21 protein-coding genes are annotated in these 23,644 nt (G+C 70.3%); 10 read left to right on the top strand and 11 right to left on the bottom strand.

Features of this window, described 5'->3' with window-relative positions:
* The first annotated feature begins 174 nt into the window (after positions 1–174).
* Positions 175–1,731, top strand: coding sequence for an ABC transporter substrate-binding protein (locus ACWD5F_RS38465; RefSeq protein WP_451260908.1), 1,557 nt, complete (start codon positions 175–177; stop codon positions 1,729–1,731).
* A 97-nt stretch (positions 1,732–1,828) separates the two neighbouring features.
* Positions 1,829–2,230: an ATP-binding protein gene (locus ACWD5F_RS38460; protein WP_451260907.1), complete on the top strand. Its 402-nt coding sequence runs from the start codon at positions 1,829–1,831 to the stop codon at positions 2,228–2,230.
* Positions 2,231–2,260: 30 nt separating this feature from the next.
* Here the strand turns inward: ACWD5F_RS38460 and ACWD5F_RS38455 are convergent, their stop codons facing one another.
* Both ACWD5F_RS38455 and ACWD5F_RS38450 read right to left on the bottom strand, forming a co-directional pair.
* Complete coding sequence (locus tag ACWD5F_RS38455; RefSeq protein WP_451260906.1) at positions 2,261–3,760, bottom strand: ATP-binding protein; 1,500 nt, start codon at positions 3,758–3,760, stop codon at positions 2,261–2,263.
* Positions 3,757–4,446, bottom strand: a complete 690-nt coding sequence (locus ACWD5F_RS38450) for a response regulator transcription factor (protein WP_451260905.1) — start codon at positions 4,444–4,446, stop codon at positions 3,757–3,759. The genes ACWD5F_RS38455 and ACWD5F_RS38450 overlap by 4 nt, the downstream gene beginning before the upstream one ends.
* A gap of 164 nt (positions 4,447–4,610) precedes the next feature.
* Here ACWD5F_RS38450 and ACWD5F_RS38445 point away from each other — a divergent pair, with 164 nt between their 5' ends.
* On the top strand, positions 4,611–7,034 hold the full coding sequence (locus tag ACWD5F_RS38445; RefSeq protein ID WP_451260963.1) for an MMPL family transporter: 2,424 nt from the start codon (positions 4,611–4,613) through the stop codon (positions 7,032–7,034).
* Positions 7,035–7,043: 9 nt separating this feature from the next.
* Here ACWD5F_RS38445 and ACWD5F_RS38440 read toward each other — a convergent pair whose 3' ends face one another.
* Positions 7,044–7,820, bottom strand: coding sequence for a TetR/AcrR family transcriptional regulator (locus ACWD5F_RS38440; protein WP_401713759.1), 777 nt, complete (start codon positions 7,818–7,820; stop codon positions 7,044–7,046).
* Between the two features lie 78 nt (positions 7,821–7,898).
* Positions 7,899–8,309 carry a VOC family protein gene (locus tag ACWD5F_RS38435; RefSeq protein ID WP_401713757.1) on the bottom strand — a complete coding sequence of 137 codons (411 nt, stop codon included), beginning with the start codon at positions 8,307–8,309 and terminating at the stop codon, positions 7,899–7,901.
* A 68-nt stretch (positions 8,310–8,377) separates the two neighbouring features.
* Here ACWD5F_RS38435 and ACWD5F_RS38430 point away from each other — a divergent pair, with 68 nt between their 5' ends.
* A complete protein-coding gene (locus ACWD5F_RS38430) occupies positions 8,378–8,770 on the top strand; it encodes a hypothetical protein (RefSeq protein ID WP_451260904.1) in 393 nt (130 codons plus the stop codon).
* Positions 8,770–11,244: a DUF4132 domain-containing protein gene (locus ACWD5F_RS38425; RefSeq protein ID WP_451260903.1), complete on the top strand. Its 2,475-nt coding sequence runs from the start codon at positions 8,770–8,772 to the stop codon at positions 11,242–11,244. Before ACWD5F_RS38430 ends, ACWD5F_RS38425 begins: the two co-directional genes overlap by 1 nt.
* A 3-nt stretch (positions 11,245–11,247) precedes the next feature.
* On the opposite strand, the gene ACWD5F_RS38420 is transcribed toward ACWD5F_RS38425, so the two are convergent.
* The 6 genes from ACWD5F_RS38420 to ACWD5F_RS38395 all read right to left on the bottom strand — a co-directional run bounded on the left by ACWD5F_RS38420 (position 11,248) and on the right by ACWD5F_RS38395 (position 16,041).
* On the bottom strand, positions 11,248–11,742 hold the full coding sequence (locus tag ACWD5F_RS38420; RefSeq protein ID WP_451260902.1) for a hypothetical protein: 495 nt from the start codon (positions 11,740–11,742) through the stop codon (positions 11,248–11,250).
* A gap of 126 nt (positions 11,743–11,868) precedes the next feature.
* Positions 11,869–12,648, bottom strand: a complete 780-nt coding sequence (locus ACWD5F_RS38415; protein ID WP_123998168.1) for a succinate dehydrogenase iron-sulfur subunit — start codon at positions 12,646–12,648, stop codon at positions 11,869–11,871.
* Positions 12,648–14,402 (bottom strand): succinate dehydrogenase flavoprotein subunit, encoded by a 1,755-nt coding sequence (gene sdhA, locus ACWD5F_RS38410; RefSeq protein WP_451260901.1) that lies wholly within the window; start codon positions 14,400–14,402, stop codon positions 12,648–12,650. Before sdhA ends, ACWD5F_RS38415 begins: the two co-directional genes overlap by 1 nt.
* 31 nt (positions 14,403–14,433) lie before the next feature.
* Positions 14,434–14,916 (bottom strand): succinate dehydrogenase hydrophobic membrane anchor subunit, encoded by a 483-nt coding sequence (locus tag ACWD5F_RS38405; protein WP_401713748.1) that lies wholly within the window; start codon positions 14,914–14,916, stop codon positions 14,434–14,436.
* Positions 14,917–14,921: 5 nt separating this feature from the next.
* Positions 14,922–15,302, bottom strand: a complete 381-nt coding sequence (gene sdhC, locus ACWD5F_RS38400) for a succinate dehydrogenase, cytochrome b556 subunit (RefSeq protein ID WP_123998165.1) — start codon at positions 15,300–15,302, stop codon at positions 14,922–14,924.
* A 157-nt stretch (positions 15,303–15,459) separates the two neighbouring features.
* A complete protein-coding gene (locus ACWD5F_RS38395; protein WP_451260900.1) occupies positions 15,460–16,041 on the bottom strand; it encodes a 2-oxo-4-hydroxy-4-carboxy-5-ureidoimidazoline decarboxylase in 582 nt (193 codons plus the stop codon).
* Between the two features lie 207 nt (positions 16,042–16,248).
* Here ACWD5F_RS38395 and ACWD5F_RS38390 point away from each other — a divergent pair, with 207 nt between their 5' ends.
* From ACWD5F_RS38390 to ACWD5F_RS38380, 3 genes are all read left to right on the top strand, one after another.
* Complete coding sequence (locus ACWD5F_RS38390) at positions 16,249–17,859, top strand: family 20 glycosylhydrolase (protein ID WP_451260962.1); 1,611 nt, start codon at positions 16,249–16,251, stop codon at positions 17,857–17,859.
* A 104-nt stretch (positions 17,860–17,963) separates the two neighbouring features.
* Positions 17,964–18,467, top strand: a complete 504-nt coding sequence (locus tag ACWD5F_RS38385) for a hypothetical protein (RefSeq protein ID WP_451260961.1) — start codon at positions 17,964–17,966, stop codon at positions 18,465–18,467.
* A 112-nt stretch (positions 18,468–18,579) separates the two neighbouring features.
* Complete coding sequence (locus ACWD5F_RS38380; RefSeq protein ID WP_451260899.1) at positions 18,580–20,058, top strand: MFS transporter; 1,479 nt, start codon at positions 18,580–18,582, stop codon at positions 20,056–20,058.
* Between the two features lie 28 nt (positions 20,059–20,086).
* On the opposite strand, the gene ACWD5F_RS38375 is transcribed toward ACWD5F_RS38380, so the two are convergent.
* Positions 20,087–22,231: an N-acetylmuramoyl-L-alanine amidase gene (locus tag ACWD5F_RS38375; protein ID WP_451260898.1), complete on the bottom strand. Its 2,145-nt coding sequence runs from the start codon at positions 22,229–22,231 to the stop codon at positions 20,087–20,089.
* A 306-nt stretch (positions 22,232–22,537) separates the two neighbouring features.
* Between ACWD5F_RS38375 and ACWD5F_RS38370 the strand changes: the two genes are divergently transcribed.
* Both ACWD5F_RS38370 and ACWD5F_RS38365 read left to right on the top strand, forming a co-directional pair.
* Positions 22,538–23,158 carry an RNA polymerase sigma factor gene (locus tag ACWD5F_RS38370; RefSeq protein WP_451260960.1) on the top strand — a complete coding sequence of 207 codons (621 nt, stop codon included), beginning with the start codon at positions 22,538–22,540 and terminating at the stop codon, positions 23,156–23,158.
* Between the two features lie 46 nt (positions 23,159–23,204).
* Complete coding sequence (locus ACWD5F_RS38365; protein ID WP_451260897.1) at positions 23,205–23,393, top strand: hypothetical protein; 189 nt, start codon at positions 23,205–23,207, stop codon at positions 23,391–23,393.
* The last annotated feature ends 251 nt before the right edge of the window (positions 23,394–23,644 follow it).

Raw genomic sequence — 23,644 nt, 5'->3', positions numbered from 1 at the left:
GATGGGCTGTGAAACCCGGCGGAAACGATCCTTCGGTAAGGGTTCTCTCATCTCGCCAGATTTCCCTTCCCCCGGCTGAAACACGTGTGGTTAGGTGAGCCGCGCCGCTCGGGGGAGCGGCCTGGGGAGTGAACGGTGGGGTGGGTCCCGACGGGGCCCGGAGAGGGCAAACCGATGCGCTCGGTTCGCACGCGGATTCTCGCGACGGTACTGGTACTCGCGGCCGCGGGAGTGGGCGGCTGGCAGTTGCTGCCGTCGCAGGAGAATTCCGGCAAGACGATCACGGTCGGTACGACGGACGCCGTCACGGCGCTCGATCCGGCCGGCGCCTACGACGCGGGTTCGTGGGCGCTGTTCAGCAACGTCTTCCAGTCACTGCTGACCTTCGACCCGGGCGGCGCCGAGCCGGTGCCCGACGCGGCCAGGAGCTGCGTCTTCGTCGGCAGCGGACTGACCACGTACCGCTGTGTGCTGCGGGACGGCCTGACCTTCCCGAGCGGTCGCGCGATGACCGCAGAGGACGTCAAGTACTCCTTCGACCGGGTCAAGAAGATCAACTCCGACGTCGGCCCGTCCTCGCTGCTGAGCACGCTCAAGTCGGTCGACGCCAAAGGCCTGACGGTCACCTTCCACCTCTCCTCGCCGGACGCCACCTTCCCGTTCAAGGTCGCCACCGGGGCCGGTTCGATCGTCGACCGCACCAAGTACCCGAGGAACAGCCTGCGCACCGAGATCGGCGCCGACGGCACGGGGCCGTACAAGCTCACGTCGTACGCGAAGAACAAGAAGGCCGTCCTCGCCCCCAACGCGCACTACAAGGGCGATGTCCACGACACCGGACGCCCCATCGACCTGCTCTACTACGGCAGCGCGGCCGCCCTGGAGAAGGCCTGGAAGGCGAAGCAGATCGACGTGGCCGCCCGGCAGTTGCCGCCGACGACGCTCTCGCGGCTCTCCGCCAGCGACCCCAACCAGCGCGTCAACGAGTCCGACACCTCCGAGACCCGCAACCTCTACCTCAACACGCGCCAGAGCTCGCCCCTGCACGACGTCCAGGTCCGCAAGGCCATGGCCTGGCTGATCGACCGCGAGGAACTGGCCGCGACGGTCTACCAGGGCACGGTCGACCCGCTGTACTCGCTGATCCCCACGGGCATCACCGGTCACACGACGTCGTTCTTCGACACCTACCCCAAGCAGGACGAGCAGAAGGCGAAGGAGCTGCTCACCGAGGCCGGCGTGACGACCCCCGTCACCTTCACCTACGGCTACGCCGAGGGCCGCGGTGCCGCCCAGGCGGAGGCCGAGGACCTCAAGAAGCAGCTGGAGGCCGGCGGCCTGTTCAAGGTCACGCTCAAGGGCTACGAGTGGACCGACTTCCAGAAGCAGTGGGCGGCCGGGAAGCTCGACGCGTACGCCGTCGGCTGGGTCGCCGACTATCCCGACCCGGACACCTTCGGCGGCCCGCTCGTCGGCACCGGCAGCACCATGAACACGGGCTACAGCAGCAAGGCCGTCGACCAGCTGATCCAGGCCAGCCAGCAGTACCCCGACCGGGGGGACGCCGCGGCCGACTTCAAGACGCTGCAGGAGGACATCGCGCGCGATGTGCCGGTCATCCCGCTGTGGCAGGGCAAGGAGTACGTCCTCAGCAACGAGGCCGTCGGCGGCGGCCAGTACCTCTCGGACGCCACCGGAGTGTTCCGGCTGTGGAGCCTGACCTGGATCTGACTCCGGTCGGGCGGCACCGACCTTCACCCGAGTGACGCGCGACGCCCACCCGACGCAGGAGGATGTGACGGAGGCGTGCGTGGGGTGAGGAGGACATGTGCTCAGACGCGACTCCTTCCGGCTGCCCCGCCACCCGGCCTCCGTCGGCCTCGCCCGGCACCGGGTACGCGACCACCTGGCCGACTGGGGACACGGCCCCGACGACCCGGCCCTGCACGACGCCGTCCTCCTGGTCTCCGAACTCGCCACCAACGTCGTACGCCACGGCCCGCTCCTGGAGCGCGAGTTCGAGGTGGCCGTGACCGCGCTCTCCGACGGCTCCTGCCTGATAGAGGTCTCGGACGAGGGCCAGACCGAACCGCGCCTGCGCCTGGTGACGGAGTGGGACGAGACCGGCCGCGGTCTGCGCCTGGTGGAACACGTCGCGGCGGCCTGGGGGGTGTGGAGTCGCGGCCGACACGGCAAGACGGTGTGGGCGCTGGTGCTGACCGAGGCCTGAGCGGTGTCGGGGCGCGCGCCGTGTCGAGGCCTACGACGGATCGAGATCCTCCGCCTCCACGGCCACCCGCGCCGGCAGCGTCACCGTCACCGTCAGCCCCTCGCCCGGGGCCGTGCGGACCGTCACCTCGCCGCCGTGGGCCTGGACGACGCCCTGCACGATGGCCAGGCCGAGGCCGCTGCCCGCGCCGCCGCCCGCTCGGAAGAAGCGGTCGAAGACCCGTGCCGCGTCCTCCTCGCACAGCCCGGGACCCTTGTCCTCGACACAGAGGCGTACGACGCCGTCCGCCCGCTCCAGACCGAGCCGCACCGGCACGTCCGCGGGGGTGTGCGTGCGGACGTTGCCCGTCAGGTTGCCGAGCACCTTCCGCAGGCCCGACTCGTCGGCCCGCACCAGCAGCGCGCCGTCGGCGCCGACCGATATGGGCCGCTCCGGCTGCTGTACCCGCAGATCCTCGGCCGCGTCCCGCACCAGACGGCTCAGGTCGACGTTGCGCAGGAGCAGTTGCGGCTCCTGGTCGAGGCGGGCCAGCGTGAGCAGTTCGTCCACCAGGCGGCCCATGCGGTCCGTCTCCGCCAGCACCCGGTCCCAGGCCCGCCGGCGCTCCGCCGGGTCGCTCAGCATGCCCTTGTCGTACAGCTGGAGGTAGCCGCGGATCGCGGACAGCGGGGTGCGCAGCTCGTGCGAGGCATCACCCACGAAACGGCGCAGCTGGGCCGCGCTGCGCTCGCGCGTGCGGTACGCCGACTCGACCTGGTGGAGCATCGAGTTGAGGGCGAGGCGCAACTGCTCGACCTCCTGCGTCGGATGGTGGCTGGAGGGCACGCGTCGGGTCAGGTCGCCCTCGGCGATCGCCGACGACGTCTCGACCATGTCCTCCAGCGGCCGCATCCGGCGGCTGACGCTCATCATGGTCAGCCAGGCCAGCAGCACGAGGAGCAGCCCGCCGACGGCGAAGTCGAGCCGCAGGGCCTTGCCCATGCCCATGTGCAGGGCCTCGGTGGAGGTCGCCATCAGGATGTACGTGCCGTCGGCGAGGCGGACGGCGGTGACCCGGTACGAGGCGTGGTTCACCTTCACGTCGTGCGGGCCGGTGTCCCGGGCGAGCGCCGGGGCGTCGTGGGCGGCGCGGGCCAGGTCGATCTGCGCGTCGGTGAGCCGCACGCCGAGGATGCCGACGGCCTCACCCCGGTCGTCGACGGCCGTGTAGATCGAGTCCGGTGCCGACCGCTCCTTGTCCGTCTCGTCCGGGACGAGCCGCTCCTTGACGAAACCCAGGGCGCCCAGCGAGTCGACGTTGCGCATCGTGAGCTCCGAGTCGCTCAGCGAGTCGCGCATCTTGATCAGCTCGGTGTCCACCTGGTCGAGCAGGTAGTACCGCATCCCCATGAGGCTGACGGCGGTGGTCGCCACGATGCCGAGGGCCAGCAGCGCCACGTTGGCCAGGGTCAGCTTGGCGCGCAGCGAGTGCAGACCCCGGTTGCAGAACGAGTGGCGGAACGGGTGGCGATACGGATGGAGGAACTTCATGCAAGCCCGTATCCGACGCCACGCCGCGTGGTGATCACCGGTGCTCCGAGGGCGTCCAGCTTGCGCCGCAGATAGCTGATGTAGGTCTCGACGACGGTCGACTCGGGCGGGGTGTGCTCGTACTGCCAGACGTGCCGCAGCAGTTGCTCCTTCGACACGATCCGGCCGCCGTTGCGCACCAGGAAACGCAGCAGCGCGTACTCGGTGGGGGTCAGCTCGACCGTGCGGCCCGCGCGGTGGACGCTGTACGTCGTCTCGTCCAGCTCCAGGTCGCCGTAGGTCAGCGGTGGCCGCTGGGGCAGCACGTCGGCCCGGCGGGTGCGCCGCAGGACGGCGGTGATCCGGGCGACGACCTCGTCGATGTTGAACGGCTTGGTGATGTAGTCGTCGCCGAAGCCGAGGGCGCCGACGATCTCCGCGGGCGCGTCCCGCGCGGTGAGGAAGACCAGCGCCAACTCCGGCCGCTTCGCGCGCAGTTCACGCCCAAGAGCCCGGCCGTCGCCGTCCGGCAGCATGACGTCGAGCAGCGCCGCGTCGGGGCGGGTGCGCTCGACGAGCGCGAGCGCCTCGCGGACGGTGCCCGCGATCATCACCTCGAACCGGTGGTAGCGCAGGGCGATGGCGAGGACGTCCGCGATGCTCGGCTCGTCCTCCACCACCAGCACGGTGCCTGGAGCCGTCGTCATGCCCCCAGTATCGGTCGGGCCACTGACAACCGGACCGGATCGGTCTTTGGAGTTCCTTGAGAGTCATGGGCGCGCCGTGTCCACGCACGCGTGGTGCCACCAATCCTGTTGCCCAGGACCTGGGGGACCAACCGACCGACTAAGGAGCGTTGACAGTGGCGGCATTGGCACGGTGGTGCTATCGGCACCGGCTGGTGGTCCTGTTGCTGTGGGTGGGGGCACTGTTCGGCCTGGGCTTCTCGGCCTCGGCCGCGGGCACGAACTACGCGAACGTGTTCTCCCTCCCCGACACGGATTCCAAGAGTGCGTACGACCTGATGGAGAAGGCCTTCCCGAACACCTCCGGGGACACCGACACGGTGGTGTGGAAGGTCGACCAGGGCTCGGCGAAGGACCCGGCGGTCCAATCCCGTATCCAGCCCGCCCTCGACAAGATCGCGAAGATGCCCGGCGTCGGCGCGGTCACCAGCCCCTACACGGGCGCGCAGGGCGCGGCCCAGGTCAGCGGCGACGGAAAGATCGCGTACGCCCAGCTGACCTTCGCCAAGCCCGCCAACGAGGTGCCCAAGGAGCTGGTCCAGGACGTCCTGGACACCGCGCAGGGCGCCGAACGAAGCGGTCTTGAGGTCGAGTTGGGCGGCCAGGCGATCCAGCGCGTTCAGGAGCCGCCGCAGGGCCTGTCGGAGATGGTCGGCATCGTCGCCGCGGCCGCCGTGCTGTTCCTGGCCTTCGGGTCGTTCTTCGCGATGCTGCTGCCGATCGCGATCGCCATCTTCGGTGTCGGCATGGGCCTGTTCTCCACCCAGCTGCTCAGCCACACCACCGACATCCCCGACATCGCCCCGCTGCTCGCCTCGCTGATCGGCCTCGGCGTCGGCATCGACTACGCGCTGTTCATCGTGACGCGGCACCGGCGCGGCATCCAGAAGGGCATGGACCCGGAGGAGGCGGCGGTCACCGCGCTCAACACCTCCGGCCGGGCGGTGCTGTTCGCGGGCGGCACGGTCTGCATCGCGCTCGCCGGCATGCTCGTAACGCGGCTGCGGTTCCTGGACGGCGTGGTCGTCGGCACATCCCTGACGGTGGTGCTGAGCGTGCTGGCCGCGACGACCCTGCTGCCGGCCCTGCTGGGCCTGCTCGGACCGCGCGTGCTCAGCCGCCGCCAGCGGCGCCGGCTCGCGGCCGAGGGTCCCGAGATCGAGTCGACGAGCAACCTCTCGGCCCGCTGGTCGATGAACGTGCAGAAGCGTCCCCGCCGGATCGCCGTGCTCGCCCTGGCCGTCATGGCCGTACTCGCCCTGCCCGTGCTGTCGCTGCGCCTGGGCGCCACCGACCAGGGCAACGACGACTCCTCGTCGACCACCAGGAAGGCGTACGACCTCCTCGCCGACGGCTTCGGGCCCGGCTTCAACGGGCCGCTGCAGGTGGTCACGGACGCCGGTGACACCACCGCCCTGGTCAAGGGCATCCAGGGCACCGAAGGCGTCGCCAAGGTGGTCGCGCTGCCGCCCGCGCAGGGCGTGACGGTGATCCAGGTCGTGCCGACCACGTCACCGCAGTCCAAGGAGACCGACGACCTGATCGACACCCTGCGGGACGACGTGATCCCGCAGGCCGACGTCACCGCGCACGTCGGCGGTGTGACGGCGGTGTCCAAGGACTTCGCGACGGTGACCGGCGAACGGCTGCCGCTGTTCATCGCGACCATCATCGGCCTGGGCTTCCTGCTCCTGCTGGTCGCCTTCCGGTCCCTGGTGGTCCCGTTGACGGCCGCCCTGATGAACCTGATCGCCGCGGCGGCCTCCTTCGGCGTCCTGGTGGCGATCTTCCAGTGGGGCTGGGGCCTGGAACTGCTCGGCCTCGGCAAGGAGGGCCCGATCAACGCCTTCCTGCCGGTCATCATGCTGTCGCTGCTGTTCGGCCTCTCCATGGACTACCAGGTGTTCCTGGTCAGCCGGATGCACGAGGAGTGGGTGCACACCAGGGACAACGCGCGCGCGGTGCGCGTGGGCCTCGCCGAGACCAGCCGGGTCATCAACTCCGCCGCCCTCATCATGGTCTGCGTCTTCATGGCCTTCGTGCTCAGCGGCGACTCCGGCGCGGCCATGGCGGGTGTGGGCCTGGCCGCCGCGGTCGCGCTCGACGCCTTCATCCTGCGTACGGCACTGGTGCCGGCCGCGATGCACCTGCTCGGCAACTCCAACTGGTGGCTGCCGGAGTGGCTGGAGAAGCGGCTGCCGCATCTCGCGGTCGAGCCCAAGGAGGACGGCGAAGCGGGCGAGACCAACGCGTCCGCGGCGGCGGCCGACGGTCCCGCCTCCGCGGTGCACGGCTTCGTCCGCAGCCCGGACGGCGACGCGGTGGAGGGCGCGGCGGTCACGGTCCTGTCCAAGGGCGGACGCCAGCTGGACCGGGTGACGACCCTGGCCGACGGCTCGTACATCGTCTCGGTGCCCGGCCCCGGCGCCTATCTGCTCGCGGTCACCTCCGCGGCCCACGGCTCCCGGGCCAGGCACGTGATGGTGGCGGACGGGCCTCTCGTGTACGACGTCGAGCTGGCGGAGGACGAGGTGGACGCGGTCAACTGAGCCGAGCGTTCAGGGGCGCTCGTCCTCGGCCGGTTCCGAGGCGGGCGCCCCGCGCTTCTTCTTCGCCGGGTCGGGCAGCGCGTGGGTCATCCCCGGCAGGAAGTCCGTGAACAGCTCGTGCACCTCGAGGACGAGCGGCCGCAGCACCCGGAAACGGGCCAGCGAGACCCCGCGCGCGGTGAGCCGGGCCCCGCGCTCGGCGAGCCGGTAACTCCGCTCACGCCCAGGCGTCCGGTCGAACACCCAGTACAGGACGAGCCCCATCTGCGAGAGCCACATCAACTCCGGGAGCGCGTCCCGCAGTTCGGGCGCCACCTTGGTCTTCGCACCGGACAGCACCTCTTTGTGGACGCTGATCGCCTCCACGCGCGCGTGCTCGCTCTCCGGCGAGAACGGGCTGAGCGGGCTGTCCGGGTCGGCCGCGTTCTTGAAGAACTGCACCGCGAACTCGTGGTACGGCGCGGCGATGTCCAGCCACACCTTCAGCACGCCCGCGAGCCGCGCCTCCAGGTCCCTCTCCCGGTCCAGGACCTCGCGGACCGCCACCTGGTGCTCGGCGGCGATCCGGTCGTAGAAGCCCTGGATCAGGTGCTCCTTGCCGGCGAAGTAGTAGTACGCGTTGCCGACGGAGACCCCCGCCTCCTTGGCGATCGCCCGCATCGTCGTCTTGTCGTAGCCGTGCTCCTGGAAGAGCCGCATGGCCGTCTCCAGGATCAGCGCGCGGGTCTGCTCGGACTTGCTGGGCACGCTGTCGCTCTGCGGGGCGCTGTCGTTCGTGGCGGACACGCACAGGAGCCTACGGGGTGCCCGACCGGTTCCCGGCCACAGCCCGCGGCCTTCGGGCTCACCGGCTGCGGCCCTTACTCACCGGCTGCGGCCCAGCTCCGGGCGCTTGGTGTAGTCCGTGAACCCGATGACGTTGCCCCACGGATCGGCGGTCTCGACGGTCCAGCCGGTGGCGACCGAGAAGGGCTCGTCGAGGAGCGGGACCCCCGCCGAGCGCAGGGAGCGGGCGGCCGTGCGGGCGTCCGCCACCTCGATCCACAGCCGGGACGTCGGCCACGACGGCGGCCGGTGGCCCAGCGCCTCCTCCTGCCGCAGCAGGATCCCGGGCGTCTCGGCACCGACCTTCAGCAGGGCGATCCCGGCCTCGTCGAAGCGGAACGCCACGGCGAACCCGGCGCTCTCGTAGAAGCGCACGGCCTCGGCGAGGTCGCCGACGGGCAGCAGCGCGTTGTCGAATCCGAGCAGCTCGTACGACTGGTCATCTGACATGGCATCAGGTTAGGCGGAAGATCGGCCGGAAACCGTGATTGTCAGTGGCGGCCCCTACTGTCGGTCGCATGGCAATCGTGAGGTTCGTCGACGAGACGACTGCGGGGGAGCGGGGCGCCGGCTGGGAGCTGGAGGTCGCCGAGGAGCGGCTCACCGTGGGTGAGTTGATCAGGCGCCGGGTGTTCCAGGAGGTCGCCGAGTACAACGCGCGCATGCCCGGGGTGTTCCAGGGCCTGGTGCAGCCGGAGGACGCGGAGCGCGTGCTGAACGGGTACGCGTTGCGCACGCCCCGGCGCATAGACCCCGAGGCGCAGACCGGACTGGCGCTGAAGGCGTTCGCCGGGAACGGATTCCTGGTGCTGGTGGGGGACCGTCAGGTGACGGACGTGGCCGAGGAGATCGAGCTGCCGCTGGGCACCGAGGTGACGTTCCTGAAGCTCGTGGCGCTGGTGGGTGGCTGATGCGCTCTCCTCGCTCGCACCTGGACCGGCTGCGCAACCGCGTCGCCGTGTTCGACGCCGGCCGGGTGGCCGACGAGACCATGAAGATGGTGGCCTCCAGCCGCGGCTACTTCGGCCGCCCCGGCTGGAGCGAGGCCGTCGAGGAGCTGCGCGCGCTGCCGGTGGAGCGGCGCCGCGCGATGCTGCACGCGATGGCCGACCGCTTCCCCGCGCTCGGCGACGGACTGGACGCCCGCTGCGGTGCCATCTCCCTCACGATCCGCCTCTGCGAGGGCATCGACGACGATCCGCTGGCCGCCGAGCGCCGACGCGCGCTGGACGACCTCGGCCGCGTGCACTCCTTCTGGCACGCCTCCGGCTTCGAGTCCCTCGCCGAGCACGAACTCGCGCAGGGCCGCGCGCTCTCACCGGCCCTCGTCGCCGTCGTCCGCCGCTCGGCCGTGGAGGCGTACCGCTCGAACGCCGTCGTCGATCTGGCGAAGCTGCTCACCGACCCGGCCCTCAACGTCGGCGAGGAGTGGGCCGAGCAGGCCCTGCGGGACGCCGACGGCCCCGACTGGCAGGCGCTGCTGCGGCACGCGGCGACGGCCACCGCGGCCAAGCCCACCGCCAGGTGGGACAAGCAGGCCCACGTGGTGATCGACGCCGTCGGCGCCGACCGCGTCCGCGAGACCGTGCCGGTCTGGTTCGCCCTCGTCGGCCGCCCGCGCACCCTCCCGCTCGACCGGCGCACCTACGAGCCCGACGTCAACAGCGCCTACGACCCCTACAACGCCAACGCGCTGCGCGGCCTGGCCTGGCTGCTCGCCCTCCTCCCGCCCCACCCGGACACCGCCCGCGCTCTCGGCGCCCTGGTGGAGACCTCCCTCAAGAAGGTCGCGGGCATGGGCCCGCGCAACCCGAAGGTCGCCAACGCGGGCGTGAACGCCCTCGCGCGCATCGACAGCGAAGCGGCCCTCGCCGAACTGGCCCGCCTCGCCGCCCGGGTGACGTACAAAGCCACCGCCAAGCTCCTCGACACGGCCCTGGAGACCCGCGCCGCCGCGCTCGGCCTGACCCGCGAGGAGATCGAGGAACTGGCCGTGCCGGCGTACGGCCTGACGGAGGTCGGACGCGCGAGCCACACCCTCGGCGAGTCGACGGCGATCCTCGAAGTCCAGGGCACGAAGGCGGTGTTGACCTGGCGGTCGGCGAGCGGCAAGCAGGTCAAGAGCATCCCGGCGGGCGTCCGCCGCGACCACCAGGAAGCGCTCAAGGACCTCAAGGCCGCGGCCAAGGACATCGACAAGATGCTGTCGGCGCAGAGCGAGCGCCTGGACCGCCAGTTCCTGTCCCGCCGCACGTGGTCGTACGAGGCGTGGCGGACGCGCTACTTGGACCACCCGCTGGTGGGCACCCTGGCCCGCCGCCTCCTGTGGACGGTCGACGGACGGACGGTCGGCTACGCGGACGGCGAACTGCGCACCCTCACCGATACCCCCGTCACTCCTGTCGCTGAAGGCGCCGAAGTCACCCTCTGGCACCCGGTCGGCCACGACCCCGCCGAGACGATCGCGTGGCGCGACTGGCTGGAGCGGCACCGCGTCACGCAGCCGTTCAAGCAGGCCCACCGCGAGGTGTACCTGCTGACGGACGCCGAGCGCGCGACGGGCACGTACTCGAACCGCTTCGCGGCCCACATCCTGCGCCAGCACCAGTTCAACTCCCTGGCCGCGGTCCGGGGTTGGCGCAACAAGCTGCGCCTGATGGTGGACGACGAGGCACCGCCGGCGACGCGCGAACTGCCCCAGTGGGGACTGCGGGCGGAGTACTGGATCAGCGGCGAGGGCCAGGAGTACGGCGCCGACACCACGGAGTCCGGCTCCTTCCTCCGCCTGCGCACCGACCAGGTCCGCTTCTACCCGCTGGACGCTCCGCAGAACTCGGCGCACTGCTGCGGCGGCGACTACCGCATGTGGCTCCGGGACGGCGAGGACCCCTCAGCCCCTGTACCCCTCACCGACATCCCACCCCTGGTCCTCTCCGAAGTCCTGCGGGACGTGGACCTGTTCGTCGGTGTGGCGAGCGTCGGCAACGACCCGGCCTGGCAGGACGGCGGCCCCGCCGGCCGCTTCCACGAGTACTGGTCGTCGTACAGCTTCGGCGCCCTCAACGAGAGTGCCAGGACCCGCCGCGCCCTCCTGGAACGCCTGATACCCCGCCTTGCGATAGCCGACCGCTGCACCCTGGAGAGCCGCTTCCTGCACGTCAAGGGCGAACGCCACACCTACAAGATCCACCTCGGCTCGGGCAACATCCTCATGACCCCGAGCGGCCAGTACCTGTGCATCGTCCCCAAGTCCAGCCCTGCGGTCCCGGAGACGGGTTACCTGCCCTACGAGGGCGACCGGATGCTGGCGGTGATCCTGAGCAAGGCGATGCTGCTGGCGGACGACACGAAGATCACGGATCCGTCGATCCTCAGTCAGCTGTGAGGGTCACATGGCGCTCAGCGAGCGGGCGTAGTTGATCTGACCCATGACCGCGGGAAAGGTGTGCGGACCGAAGGCCGGGATCATCGTCGAGTGGTGCCGGCCCGCGCTCGTCACGCTGACCTGGATGAAGCCAGTGGTCCGCTTCTCCTTCATCAGGAGGAAGAGGAGACCGAGGAGGCAGACCACGAAGAAGATGATCGCGAGCACGATGGCGACCGTCGGTATCTTCTCCTCGGTGTGCGACATGTCGGTGGCGTTCCACACCGCACCACGGAGGGGGAGGGCGCCGGCGGGCGTGATGATCTGGTCGCCCATGACGGTGATGTCCCCGATGGACACCAGCGGGGCGCCGCCCATGGGTGCCGGAGCTCCAGGCTGCTGGGGGTAGCCGTACGCCGGACCGGGCCCGGGATATCCGTAGCCGGGCGGCGGTGTGGTGGGAGGTTGACCGGGACCCCACTGGGGGTTCCCGCCCTGGTACGGATTCGGCTCACTCATGCTGTTGTCCCCCGTTGTTCCAGCCGTGTCGCGTCAGGTTATTGGGTCGGTCCGCCGTCCTGCCAGCGGAAGGGCCGTTCCCCCCGACTCCGGGAGGAACGGCCCTGAGCTGCTGTCGCCGGTCGGTCAGAACCGCCGAGTGATCAGCGCCCTCTTCACTTCCTGGATCGCCTTCGTGACCTCGATGCCTCGGGGGCAGGCGTCCGTGCAGTTGAAGGTGGTGCGGCAACGCCACACGCCGTCGCGGTCGTTGAGGATCTCCAGGCGCTGCTCGCCCGCCTCGTCACGCGAGTCGAAGATGAAGCGGTGGGCGTTGACGATGGCCGCCGGACCGAAGTACTGGCCGTCGTTCCAGAAGACCGGGCACGACGACGTGCACGCGGCGCACAGGATGCACTTCGTGGTGTCGTCGAAGCGCTCGCGGTCCTCGGCCGTCTGCAGACGCTCGCGCGTCGGCTCGTTCGTGTCCTTGGTGATCAGGAACGGCATCACGTCCCGGTACGCCTGGAAGAACGGGTCCATGTCGACGACCAGGTCCTTCAGGACCGTCAGACCCTTGATCGGCTCGACCGTGATCGGCTTCTCGGGGTTGAGGTCCTTGATCAGGGTCTTGCAGGCGAGACGGTTCTTGCCGTTGATCCGCATCGCGTCCGAACCGCAGATGCCGTGCGCGCACGAGCGGCGGAAGGTCAGCGTGCCGTCGATGTCCCACTTGATCTTGTGGAGACCGTCGAGGACGCGCTCCTTGGGGTCGATCTCCAGCTGGAAGTCCTCCCACGTCGCTTCCGCCGAGACCTCGGAGTTGAAGCGGCGGATGCGGAAGGTGACCGTGATGTAGGGGGAGTCGGCGAAGCCGGGCTCGGGCTGGCCGGCCGCTTCCGCCTTGTCCAGAACAGGGGTAGCCATCAGTACTTACGCTCCATCGGCTGGTAGCGGGTCTGGACGACCGGCTTGTAGTCGAGACGGATGGACTCGGTGCCGTCGTCGCCGACCTCGCGGTACGCCATGGTGTGGCGCATGAAGTTGACGTCGTCGCGGTTGGGGTAGTCCTCGCGGTAGTGACCGCCGCGGGACTCCTTGCGGGCGAGCGCGGAGACCGCCATGACCTCGGCGAGGTCGAGCAGGTTGCCCAGCTCGATGGCCTCGAGGAGGTCCGTGTTGAAGCGCCGGCCCTTGTCCTGGATCGAGACGTTGCGGTAGCGCTCGCGCAGCTCCGCGATCTTCTCGACCGCCGTCTTGATCGTCTGCTCGGTGCGGAACACCATGACGTTCGCGTCCATGCACTCCTGCAGCTCGCGCCGCAGGACCGCCACACGCTCGGTGCCCGTGGAGCTGCGCAGGTGCTCGACCTGGTCGACGACCTGCTGCGCCGGGTTCTCCGGCAGCTCGACGTAGGACGCCTTCTGGCTGTACTCCGCCGCCGCGATGCCCGCCCGGCGCCCGAACACGTTGATGTCCAGGAGGGAGTTGGTGCCGAGACGGTTCGCGCCGTGGACCGACACGCAGGCGACCTCGCCGGCGGCGTACAGGCCGGAGACGACGGTCGTGTTGTCGCTCAGCACCTCGCCCTCGACGTTGGTCGGGATGCCGCCCATGGCGTAGTGCGCGGTGGGCTGGATCGGGATCGGGTCCGTGTACGGCTCGATACCGAGGTAGGTGCGCGCGAACTCCGTGATGTCGGGCAGCTTCGCGTCCAGCTGCTCCGGCGGGAGGTGCGTGAGGTCGAGGTAGACGTGGTCGCCCTCGGGACCGCAGCCCCGGCCCTCGCGGATCTCCGTGTAGATGGAGCGGGACACGACGTCACGGGACGCCAGGTCCTTCATGACCGGCGCGTACTTCTCCATGAAGCGCTCGCCGTCCTTGTTGCGCAGGATGCCGCCCTCACCGCGGGCGCCCTCCGTCAGCAGGATGCCCATGCGCCAGATGCCGGTCGGGTGGAACTGGAAGAACTCCATGTCCTCCAGCGGCAGCCCGCGCCGGTACACCGCGGCCTGGCCGTCACCGGTCAGCGTGTGCGCGTTCGACGTCACCTTGAAGAACTTGCCGGTGCCGCCGGACGCGTAGATCACGGCCTTCGCCTGGAACACGTGGATCTCACCGGTCGCCAGCTCGTACGCGACCACGCCGGCCGAGCGCTTGACGCCGTCGACCTCGGTGAGCAGCTGGTCGAGGACGTAGAACTCGTTGAAGAACTCCACGCCCTCCTTGACGCAGTTCTGGTACAGCGTCTGGAGGATCATGTGGCCGGTGCGGTCGGCCGCGTAGCAGGACCGGCGGACCGGGGCCTCGCCGTGGTTGCGGCTGTGACCGCCGAAGCGGCGCTGGTCGATCGTGCCGTCGGGCGTCCGGTTGAACGGCAGGCCCATCTTCTCCAGGTCGAGGACCGAGTCGATGGCCTCCTTCGCCAGGATCTCGGCGGCGTCCTGGTCGACCAGGTAGTCACCGCCCTTGACCGTGTCGAAGGTGTGCCACTCCCAGTTGTCCTCCTCCACGTTGGCCAGCGCGGCGGCCATGCCGCCCTGCGCGGCGCCCGTGTGGGACCGGGTGGGGTAGAGCTTCGTCAGGACCGCGGTGCGGCTGCGCTTCGTGGACTCGATGGCGGCGCGCATACCGGCGCCGCCCGCGCCCACGATGACGGTGTCGTATTTGTGGATCTTCATCAGGAATTCCTCAGTCCCTCAGCCCGGCGGCCTAGCGGATGTTCGGGTCGAAGGTGAAGATCACCAGCGTGCCCAGCAGGATGGTGAACACCGTGGCGGTGTAGAGCAGGCCCTTGAGCCACAGCCGGGTGTTCGCGCGCTCCGCGTAGTCGTTGATGACCGTGCGCAGGCCGTTGGCCCCGTGCAGCATCGCAAGCCACAGCATCAGCAGGTCCCAGACCTGCCAGAACGGCGAGGCCCAGCGGCCGGCCACGAAGGCGAAGCCGATCTTGGAGACGCCGCCGTCGAGGACCAGCTGGATCAGCAGGTGACCCAGGACCAGGACGACCAGCACCACGCCGGACAGGCGCATGAACAGCCAGCCGTACATCTCGAAGTTGCCCCGGGTGGACTTGGGGGTCTTCTTGGTGCGCTGGCGCGGGGCCTCGATCAGAGGCGCGGGGTTGTCGACGTTGAAGAGGGACTCGCCCTCGACAGGGCCGACACCGGAGGCGGGGGATTCAGTGGTGGCCATCGGTGTCAGCTCCCGAACAGTTCACGAGCGGCGTGGCCGAGGACGGGGTAGATCGCCCCGAGCATCAGCACGACCCAGATGCCCACGACGGACCAGAGCATCTGCTTCTGGTAGCGCGGGCCCTTCGACCAGAAGTCGACGGCGATGACGCGCAGGCCGTTGAGCGCGTGGAAGAGGATGGCGGCGACGAGGCCGTACTCCAGGCACGCGACGAGCGGGGTCTTGTACGTGGCTACGACCTTGTCGTAGTCCTCGGGGGAGACACGGACGAGAGCGGTGTCCAGCACGTGAACGAACAGGAAGAAGAAGATGAGGACGCCGGTGACTCGATGAGCCACCCAGGACCACATTCCTTCCCGGCCGCGGTACAGCGTTCCAGCCGGCACGGAAGTCCCTCCGGGAGCGGGGATTGGGGCCGCGCCGGCTTGTGCTGTCGGTCGGGCCCGGCCGGGTACGGTCCACCGGCCCCCAGCATGTTAGCCAGACGTCGGCTCGGCGCTTACCGGGGGCCTACCGGTGTGATCAATGTGGCACGCGTTTGGGTTAGCTATGCGGCTTCTGGGGTGGAGGGTTCTGTTGTGTGCCGAGTGCGGGTTGTCTGTGGCTGTTCGCGCAGTTCCCCGCGCCCCTGAGAACCTCCAGAAGCCGCTCCTTCGCCAAGCGCCGGAGTTCTTCCGCCGCTACCGCCCGTTCCTCCTCGAGGTCGTTCGTCAAGCGGGAGCGAATGCCCTCAAGGATGTGGTCCAGGCACCGGCCGGGCGGGGTGTCGCCCACGTAGATGACGAAGGCGTGACCGAAGCGGGCCTCGTAGGCGGCCTGGGCCGCGCTCAGTGCGGTGTGCGCCACCGAGTACGTGTCCTCGGGCAGCACCGGCAGGGTCTCCGCGGCCAGTGCTTCGGAGAGGTCCGTCGACGAGAGGTCGTACGCGGCCTCGTCCGACGCCGCCAGCAGGGAGTCGACGTCCGGGTACGGGCGGTGCGCCGCGACCCGTTCGGCCCAGCGGTGGCTGCGCAGGCAGGTCAGGAGGAGGGTGCGGGCGTCGTCGACAGGGGCACCGTTGAAGGCGACCAGGACGGTGGGCAGTGTCGGTATGCCGACTCGGCCGGGAAGGTGTGTGGGCGTCACGTGAGTTTCAGCAGAGGCAGCTGGGAGAGATGTGTCGTCAACGTTATCGAGCGAGAGCGTGACGTGTCCGACGGATGCCCGAATTTCACCCGCACGGGAGAGTTTCGGAACGTGTGGTGGACACATCGCGCCCCCGAGGGGACTTAGGTTGGCGCTGTGAGCCAGCACAGGCGCCGGCCTCCGGCGCAGAAGGTCAAGCACAGGCGGATGATCGTCGCGGGCGCGTTCGCCGGGACGGTCGCGCTCGGGATCGGCCTCGGTTTCTGGGCCTCCGGCGACGAGAGCGGACCCGCCGGGGCGGCGCGCACGCAGCAGCCCTCCGACGCCCGGTCGGGCCTGACGCCCGGCGCGTCCCGTCAGTCGAGTCCCACTCCGACGCCCAGCCGCTCGTACGCCCTCTCGCAGGCCCCCAAGACGATTCCCGCCGTGCGCTCCCACACCGCGGCACGGGGTCCCGGCTGGCGTCCGGTGCGCGGTGAGCGCGTGGTCGTGGGCGATGCCGAACTGGCCGACGAGGGGCGCCTGATCGCCGGTGAGCTGGGGCTGACGTACGCCGGGGAACAGGACGACGTGCGCGCCGGGGACGTACGGCTGGCGCTGAACGACGACGAGGGGGCCGATCCGGAGTCGTACGCCATGACCGTGCGCGGCGGTCGGGTGAACATCAGCGGGCCCGCGGACTCGGGCGTGTTCTACGGGACGCGGACGCTCAAGCAGGAGGTGCACGGCGGCGGGACCGCGCCCGAAGGGGTCGTGCGGGACGAGCCGGCCAAGCAGGTGCGCGGGTTCATGCTGGACATCGCGCGCAAGCCGTTCACCGCGGCCTGGATCGAGGACCGGGTGCGGGAGCTGGGGGACCTGAAGTTCAACGAGCTCGGGCTGCACTTCTCCGACGACCAGGGATTCCGGATCGCCTCCGACAGCCATCCCGAGATCGTCTCCAAGGACCATCTGACCAAGGCCCAGGTCACGAGGATCGTCGAGCTCGCCGCGAGCCGGCACATCACCGTCGTGCCCGAGATCGACTCGCCCGGGCATCTGGGCGCGGTCATCGCCGCGCATCCGGACCTTCAGCTGCGCAACACGCGGGGTGTCGCCACGCGCGGGGCCGTCGACATCTCCAAGCCGGCCGCCGCCGAGATCGTCGACGACCTGCTGAACGAGTACGCCGGGCTCTTCCCCGGCGGTCAGTGGAATCTCGGCGGCGACGAGTACCAGGCGCTGACCGTCTCCAGCCCCGCCGCCTCCTATCCGCAGCTCGCCACCGCCGCCCGGGCGGCCTACGGCGCCGGCGGGACCGTCGCCGACCTGACCACGGGCTGGCTCAACGACCGCGCCGACACCGTCCGCGCCCACGACCGCACGATGCGCGCGTGGAACGACGGCTTCTTCGCCGGTACGTCCGTGGCGGCGGCCAAGGATCTGCGGGTCGGGTACTGGACGGGCAAGGAGATCGGGGCGCGGCTGCCGGTGGAGTATCTGAGCGCCGGGCGGAAGGTCGTCAACTACAACGACGAGTTCCTCTACTACGTCCTCGGGGAGCCGAACACCTTCGTCTATCCGACCGGGCAGCGGATCTACGAGCGGTGGACCCCGCTCGTCGTGCGCGGCACGCAGGCGGTGCCCTCGAAGTACGACGGGCAGATCCTCGGCGGGTCCTTCGCCGTCTGGTGCGACCTCGCCAACTCCCAGACGCAGAACCAGGTCGCGGCCGGGATCAGGATGCCGTTGCGGGCCACGGTCCAGAAACTGTGGGATCCGCGGCGGCCGACCCAGTCCTGGACGCAGTTCAAGGCTCTTGCCGACAGGCTGGGGTGATCCCAGGATAGGGCTGTGAACTGACGTACGGCTGTGGTGTGTTCGGCGCGGGCCGAAGCCAAGAGGGCGCGGGCCGAAGCCAAGAAACCGTGGGGGAACGGGACATGGGCTACTGGGGGTATTACGTCGTGGGCCGCAGCGAGCGGCCGCTGGCGGAGCTGGACGCGCTGGCCGACGCCGAGGGCATGGTGCTGCGGGAGTCGGCGCCCGAGGGCTGGCAGGTGTGGGAGTACCCGAGCGGCGACGGCGAGGTCGGCAGCATGAACGTGCTGGCCCGGGAGACCGGCGCCCCCGCCCTCTTCGGGTACGTCATGGACAGCACGGCCGTGGTCGTCGAGGCGGCGGGGCCCAGGAGCGGGGCGTGGACCACCTGTCTGGCGCGGGCCGCGATGGCCGGGTACCTCGGTGCGGGCAACGACGGACTCACCGTGGAGGACTACTTCCTGGACCCCCGTGACGCCGCAGACCGGGCCGTCGCCTGGGCCGCCGAAGCCGGGCACGACGTGCCCGACGAGCCGCTGGTCGACGTACTGACGGCCGACCCCGACCCGCTCGCCGAGAACCTCTTCTTCCGGTTGCTGGACCGGCTGGGCGTCGTGCCGCTCTGACCTGTGCGGAGCCGCCGTGGCCCCGCTCCGGCCCTCCGCGGGCTCGGCAAAAACAGCGTAATAAGAGACGCGACCGTTCCCAAAGTTGGGCCCGCGGGAGCACGATGGCCGCATGGCCGACAATCGTCGTTGGTGGGCGCTGGTAGTCATCGCCCTAGCCCAGTTGATGGTCGTGCTCGACATGACCATCGTCAACATCGCCCTGCCGTCCGCCCAGGCCGACCTGCACATGTCGGACGGGAACCGGCAGTGGGTGATCACCGCGTACACCCTGGCCTTCGGGGGACTGCTGCTGCTCGGTGGCCGGGTCTCCGACCTCGCCGGGCGGCGCAACACGTTCATGATCGGACTGCTCGGCTTCGCCGCCGCGTCCGCGCTGGGCGGGGCCGCCGCCAACTCCGGGATGCTGTTCGGGGCGCGCGCTCTTCAGGGCGTGTTCGCCGCGCTGCTCGCGCCCTCCGCGCTGTCGCTGCTCGCGACGACGTTCACCGATCCCAAGGACCGCGGCAAGGCCTTCGGCATCTTCGGCGCCATCATCGGCGCGGGCGCCGCGGTCGGTCTGCTCGCGGGCGGCTTCCTCACCGAGTACCTGGACTGGCGCTGGTGCCTGTACGTCAACGTGCCCATCGCGCTGGTCGCGTTCGCGGGCGCCCTGACCCTGCTCCAGCCCGGCGAACGCCACCCGGGCGGCCGCCTCGACGTGCCGGGCGCGCTGCTCGGCTCGGCCGGGATGCTCTCCGTCGTCTACGGCTTCTCCGAGGCGGAGTCCAGGAGTTGGAGCGACGGGCTGGTGCTCGGACTGCTCGGCGGCGGGGTCGTGCTGCTCGGCGCGTTCGGTTTCTGGCAGACCCGGGCGCGGGTGCCCCTGCTGCCGATGTCGGTGGTCAAGGACCGGCAGCGGGTGGGCGCGTTCCTGACCGTGCTGCTGGTGACCATCGGGATGTTCGGCGTCTTCCTCTTCCTGACCTACTACATGCAGGGCGTCCTCGGGTACTCGCCGGTGAAGACCGGTGTCGCCTATCTGCCCATCACCGTCGGCATGGTCGTCGGCTCGACCCAGATCGCCGCCCGGCTGCTGAACAAGGTGCCGCCGCGCGTGCTGATCGTGCCGGGGCTGCTGATCGCGGCCGGCGCGCTCGCGCTGATCGCCCAGGTGGGCGTGGAACCGGCGTACGCCTCGCACATCCTGCCCGGGATGCTGATGCTCGGCCTCGGCATGGGCACCGCGATGATGACGTCCGTGTCCCTGGCCACCGGCAGCGTGGCGCCGCGGGACGCCGGTGCGGCCTCCGCCACCTTCAACACCGCCCAGCAGGTGGGCGGTTCGATCGGTACGGCGCTGCTGAACACGATCGCCGCGACGGTGACGGCGCGCTATCTGACGGCCCACGCCGGACCGGGCGTCGACGCCCGGGAGTTGGCGGCGAAGGCCTCCGTGCACGGCTTCAACGTCGCCACCTGGTGGGCGATGAGCGCGCTGCTGCTGGGTGCGCTGATCGCCGGCGTGGTCGTGAACGCGGACCGGGCGCCCACTCCCCAGGGTGGTCCGGGGGAGCAGGCGCCCAAGTCGCTGGAGGACGTGGCTACTTGAGCTGGTCGAAGTAGCCCGGTCCCGCGAACTACTTGATGTACACCAGGCCGTCCGTCGTGATCGTCGGGCGGCCACTGGTGCCCACCACGACGACCTTCACTGTGTGCTTGGCACTGGCGGACCAGCTCTTCGTCCAGATCGCCTGGCGGTAGCTGGTGGTGGCGGACTTCAGGTCCACGGTCGCCACCTTGGCGCCGTCGACGTACACGTACGCCTGTCCCGAGGTCGACGCCCGCGACACCACCCAGGACGCCGAGCGCCCGGTGAACGTCCAGGTCAGGCTCGCGTTCTTCGAACCGCTGGAGTACGACTTCCCGCCGAGGTAGCTGGTGGACGAACGGCTGGTCCAGGTACCGGTCTTCGTCGCCGAGGTCTCCTGGAGGATCAGCGGCGTGAAGGACGGCGAGGACGTGCGGGTGTTGCCCGCGAAGTCGGTCGCCCGCATCGACCAGACGGACGCGGAGCCGGACTTGGCGGTGCGGCTGGACGTCGTGGTGGTCGGGCCGAAGGTGGCCGTCGCCGGGGTCAGCAGGTCGACCGCCTTCAGGGCCTGCGCGTCGGTGGCCTTCCAGCCGAGGGTGACCGGGACGGCGGTGGTGCTGACCGTGCCGGTGCGCAGGGTGAGCTTCGGGGCGGTGGTGAACGTCGGCAGGGTCGTCTCCGCGACGAAGGCGAGGGCCGCCGTGGTGGTCGTCTTGCCCGACTGGTGCGTGGCCCGCACGGTCACCTTGTGACTGCCCAGGGCGAGCGTGGTCTTGGCCGAGGTGGCCGTCCCGTCGGTGGTGGCGACCACCTTGCCGTCGACCAGCAGATCGAACTTCGATATGAGTGAAGTCGGCGTGCTGGTCGACCAGTTCACCGTGACGGCACCCTTGGTGTAGTACGTCGTGCCCGACTTGCCCGCGCCGGTCACCGTGCCGGTCTTCAGGTCCTGCACCGGGCCGGCCGCCTGGGTGCGGATGGCCGGCAGCTGGGCGTAGAGGGCACCGCCCGGGCACTCGGTGAGGTAGCCGTCGCGGTGCGCGGAGATCCGGTTGAAGGTGTAGGCGGTTCCTGCGGTGAACTTCGTACCCGCGTAGTTGGGTTGCGTCGCGCCCGCCGTCAGCGGCACGGTGCCGGCCGGGTCGGCGCCGTACTGGCCGAGCTTCCAGGCCGCGATGCGGGCGACCGAGGTCACGACCGCGCTGCTCGCTTCGGCGGTGGTGTAGTTGCCGAGCACGGCGATGCCGGTGGACTCACGGTTCCAGCCGTAGGTGTGGGCGCCGAGCACCGGCAGGCCGACGCCGCCCTTGCGGCCCTCGAAGATCGTGCCGCACTTGTCGACCAGGAAGTTGTAGCCGATGTCGTTCCAGCCGTTGGTCTTCACGTGGTACTCGTAGATGCCCCGGACGATGGCCGCCGAGTCGGCGCACGAGTAGTCGTTGGAACCGTCCGTGTGGTGCACGAACACGGCCTTCACGTCGGGGTTGTACTCCGACGGACCCTTGCTGATCGACTCGTCCGCGCCCCAGCCGGCCCGCGTGGTGATCGGCGGCTCGGGCACGGTGGACGGCGGCGCGGTGGGCGTCGCCGACGGGGTGGCGGTCGGGGTCGCGGTGGCGGTCGGCGACGCGGTGGTGGTCACGGTGGCGGAGGGGCTCGCGTCCGCGACGAACGCGGCCGGCTCGGCCTTCTGCTCCGCGGGCGTCACCACGCCCGGGTCGACCAGGTTGACCTCAAGTCCCTTGGGCAGTCCGGCACTTGTGCTGCCGTCCTCGTGGACGACCTGCACCTGCACGCCGTCCGAGGGGCCCACCCACAGGGGCTCCGAGGCGCCACGGGCCCCGGCGCGCTCCTCGGGGTCCTCCACCGGGTCGACGTTCGTCTCCAGGTCCTGCCAGGCCGTCCACGCGCCGGTGTCGGTGCTGCGGGTGCGGACCTGGGCCGTGCCGTCCAGGTCCTTGGTCGCGCCCGTCCAGGAGACGCCGAGCAGCGAGAACTGCTTGGTCTCCGTGCGCGCCAGCTCACGCTTGCCGGTCGCGGTGTTCTTCAGCGTCAGGTCGTAGACCTTCGCGGGCCGCTTGGCCTGTCCGTCCGCCGCGCCCTCGGCCGACGGGCTGGCGATGGCGTAGGACGCCAGGCCTCCGCCGCCCAGGACCACGGCGCCCAGGGTCAGCCAGGCCCGGCGTTTCATGCTCAGCGGTCTGTACGCATGGGACGTACGACGACTCACCACGTGTTCCCCACCCCGAAGAAGGCCCGAAGGCCACAGAAGTCAGAAGAAAGTCACAGAAACCGCACCCGTCACACAGGTGCTCTAGACCATTCAGCGGTCGCCGGGCGGCAAACGTCACGGCGGATCGGTCGACAGTGATGCAAGTCACCTGATGGCGCTGGCGAGTTGGGGCAGCCGACGAGCTGTGACACTTCTGTGCGACCTGGCGCTGATGACCGTGAAGACGTGAACGATTCAACTGTGTTCACGACTTCTGTCAGGACAGTGTCGGGCCAGGGAGGGGAACCCCGCCGCGTGCAGGCGTACGACGGGGAACTGGGCGCGGCCGTCGCGCGCGCCCAGCAGGGCGACGAGGCCGCCTTCGCGGTCGCCTACCGGCTGGTGCAGCCGGGGCTGCTCGGTTATCTGCGCGGCATCGTCGGCGAGGAGGCCGAGGACGTGGCCGCCGACGCCTGGCTGGAGATCGCCCGGGACCTCGGGCGGTTCAAGGGCGACGGCGCGGGCTTCCGCGGCTGGACGGCGACCATCGCCCGGCACCGGGCCCTGGACCACCTGCGCCGCCAGCGGGTACGGCCCCGGCCGGCCGCGCTCGAACAGGACGTGCTGGAGCTGCCGGGGCCGCACGCCACCGACGACCAGGCCCTGGAAGCGCTGTCCACCGAGCGGGCGCTGGCGCTGGTGCGCACCCTGCCGCCCGACCAGGCCGAGGCCGTGCTGCTCCGGGTCGTCGTCGGGCTCGACGGCCCCGCCGCCGCCCGCGTCCTCGGCAAGCGGCCCGGCGCGGTGCGCACGGCCGCTCACCGGGGGCTGCGCTCGCTCGCGCGGCGGCTCGGCGCCGAGGGTGTGACGAACGAGGACCCGCGCACGCTGGGGGAGTCGACGTGAACGACGACAGCCGGGGCCGGCCGTAGGACACGGATGGGGCGGGGACATGGGCGAACGGCACGAGGGCGGCCGTACCGGCGGCCTGGTTCTGGAAGTGCTGTTCGCCGGTGCCATCCGGGACGGCGTGCTCGATCCCGAGGGGGAGCGGCGGGCGCTGGACGCCTTCCGGGCCGCCCGGGACGCGGGCACGCACCGGGCCCCGACCCGGCGGCGGGACGACTGGCGGGCCGGGTGAACCCATGGGTGTGCCGATGGACATGGGTGTGCGAATGAATTCGGCCAGCCGGTGGAACGGCCCGGAAAAGCGCCGGTGGACGAGGCGGAGCGCTCCCACCGAAGCAACGGCCGGGGCCGCCACCCCCCACAGGAGAGGCCCCGGCCGTCGCGCGGCACGGGCCGCGCGGCGACCCGTACTTGCTACAGCGCCATGACTGCGGTTTCTGTCACACCCCACGACATCACAAGCTGGTCCCAGCTTGTACGGAC

It is taken from the genome of Streptomyces sp. NPDC002499 (genome assembly GCF_053595415.1).
This window is presented reverse-complemented; position numbering and strand designations above follow the sequence as displayed.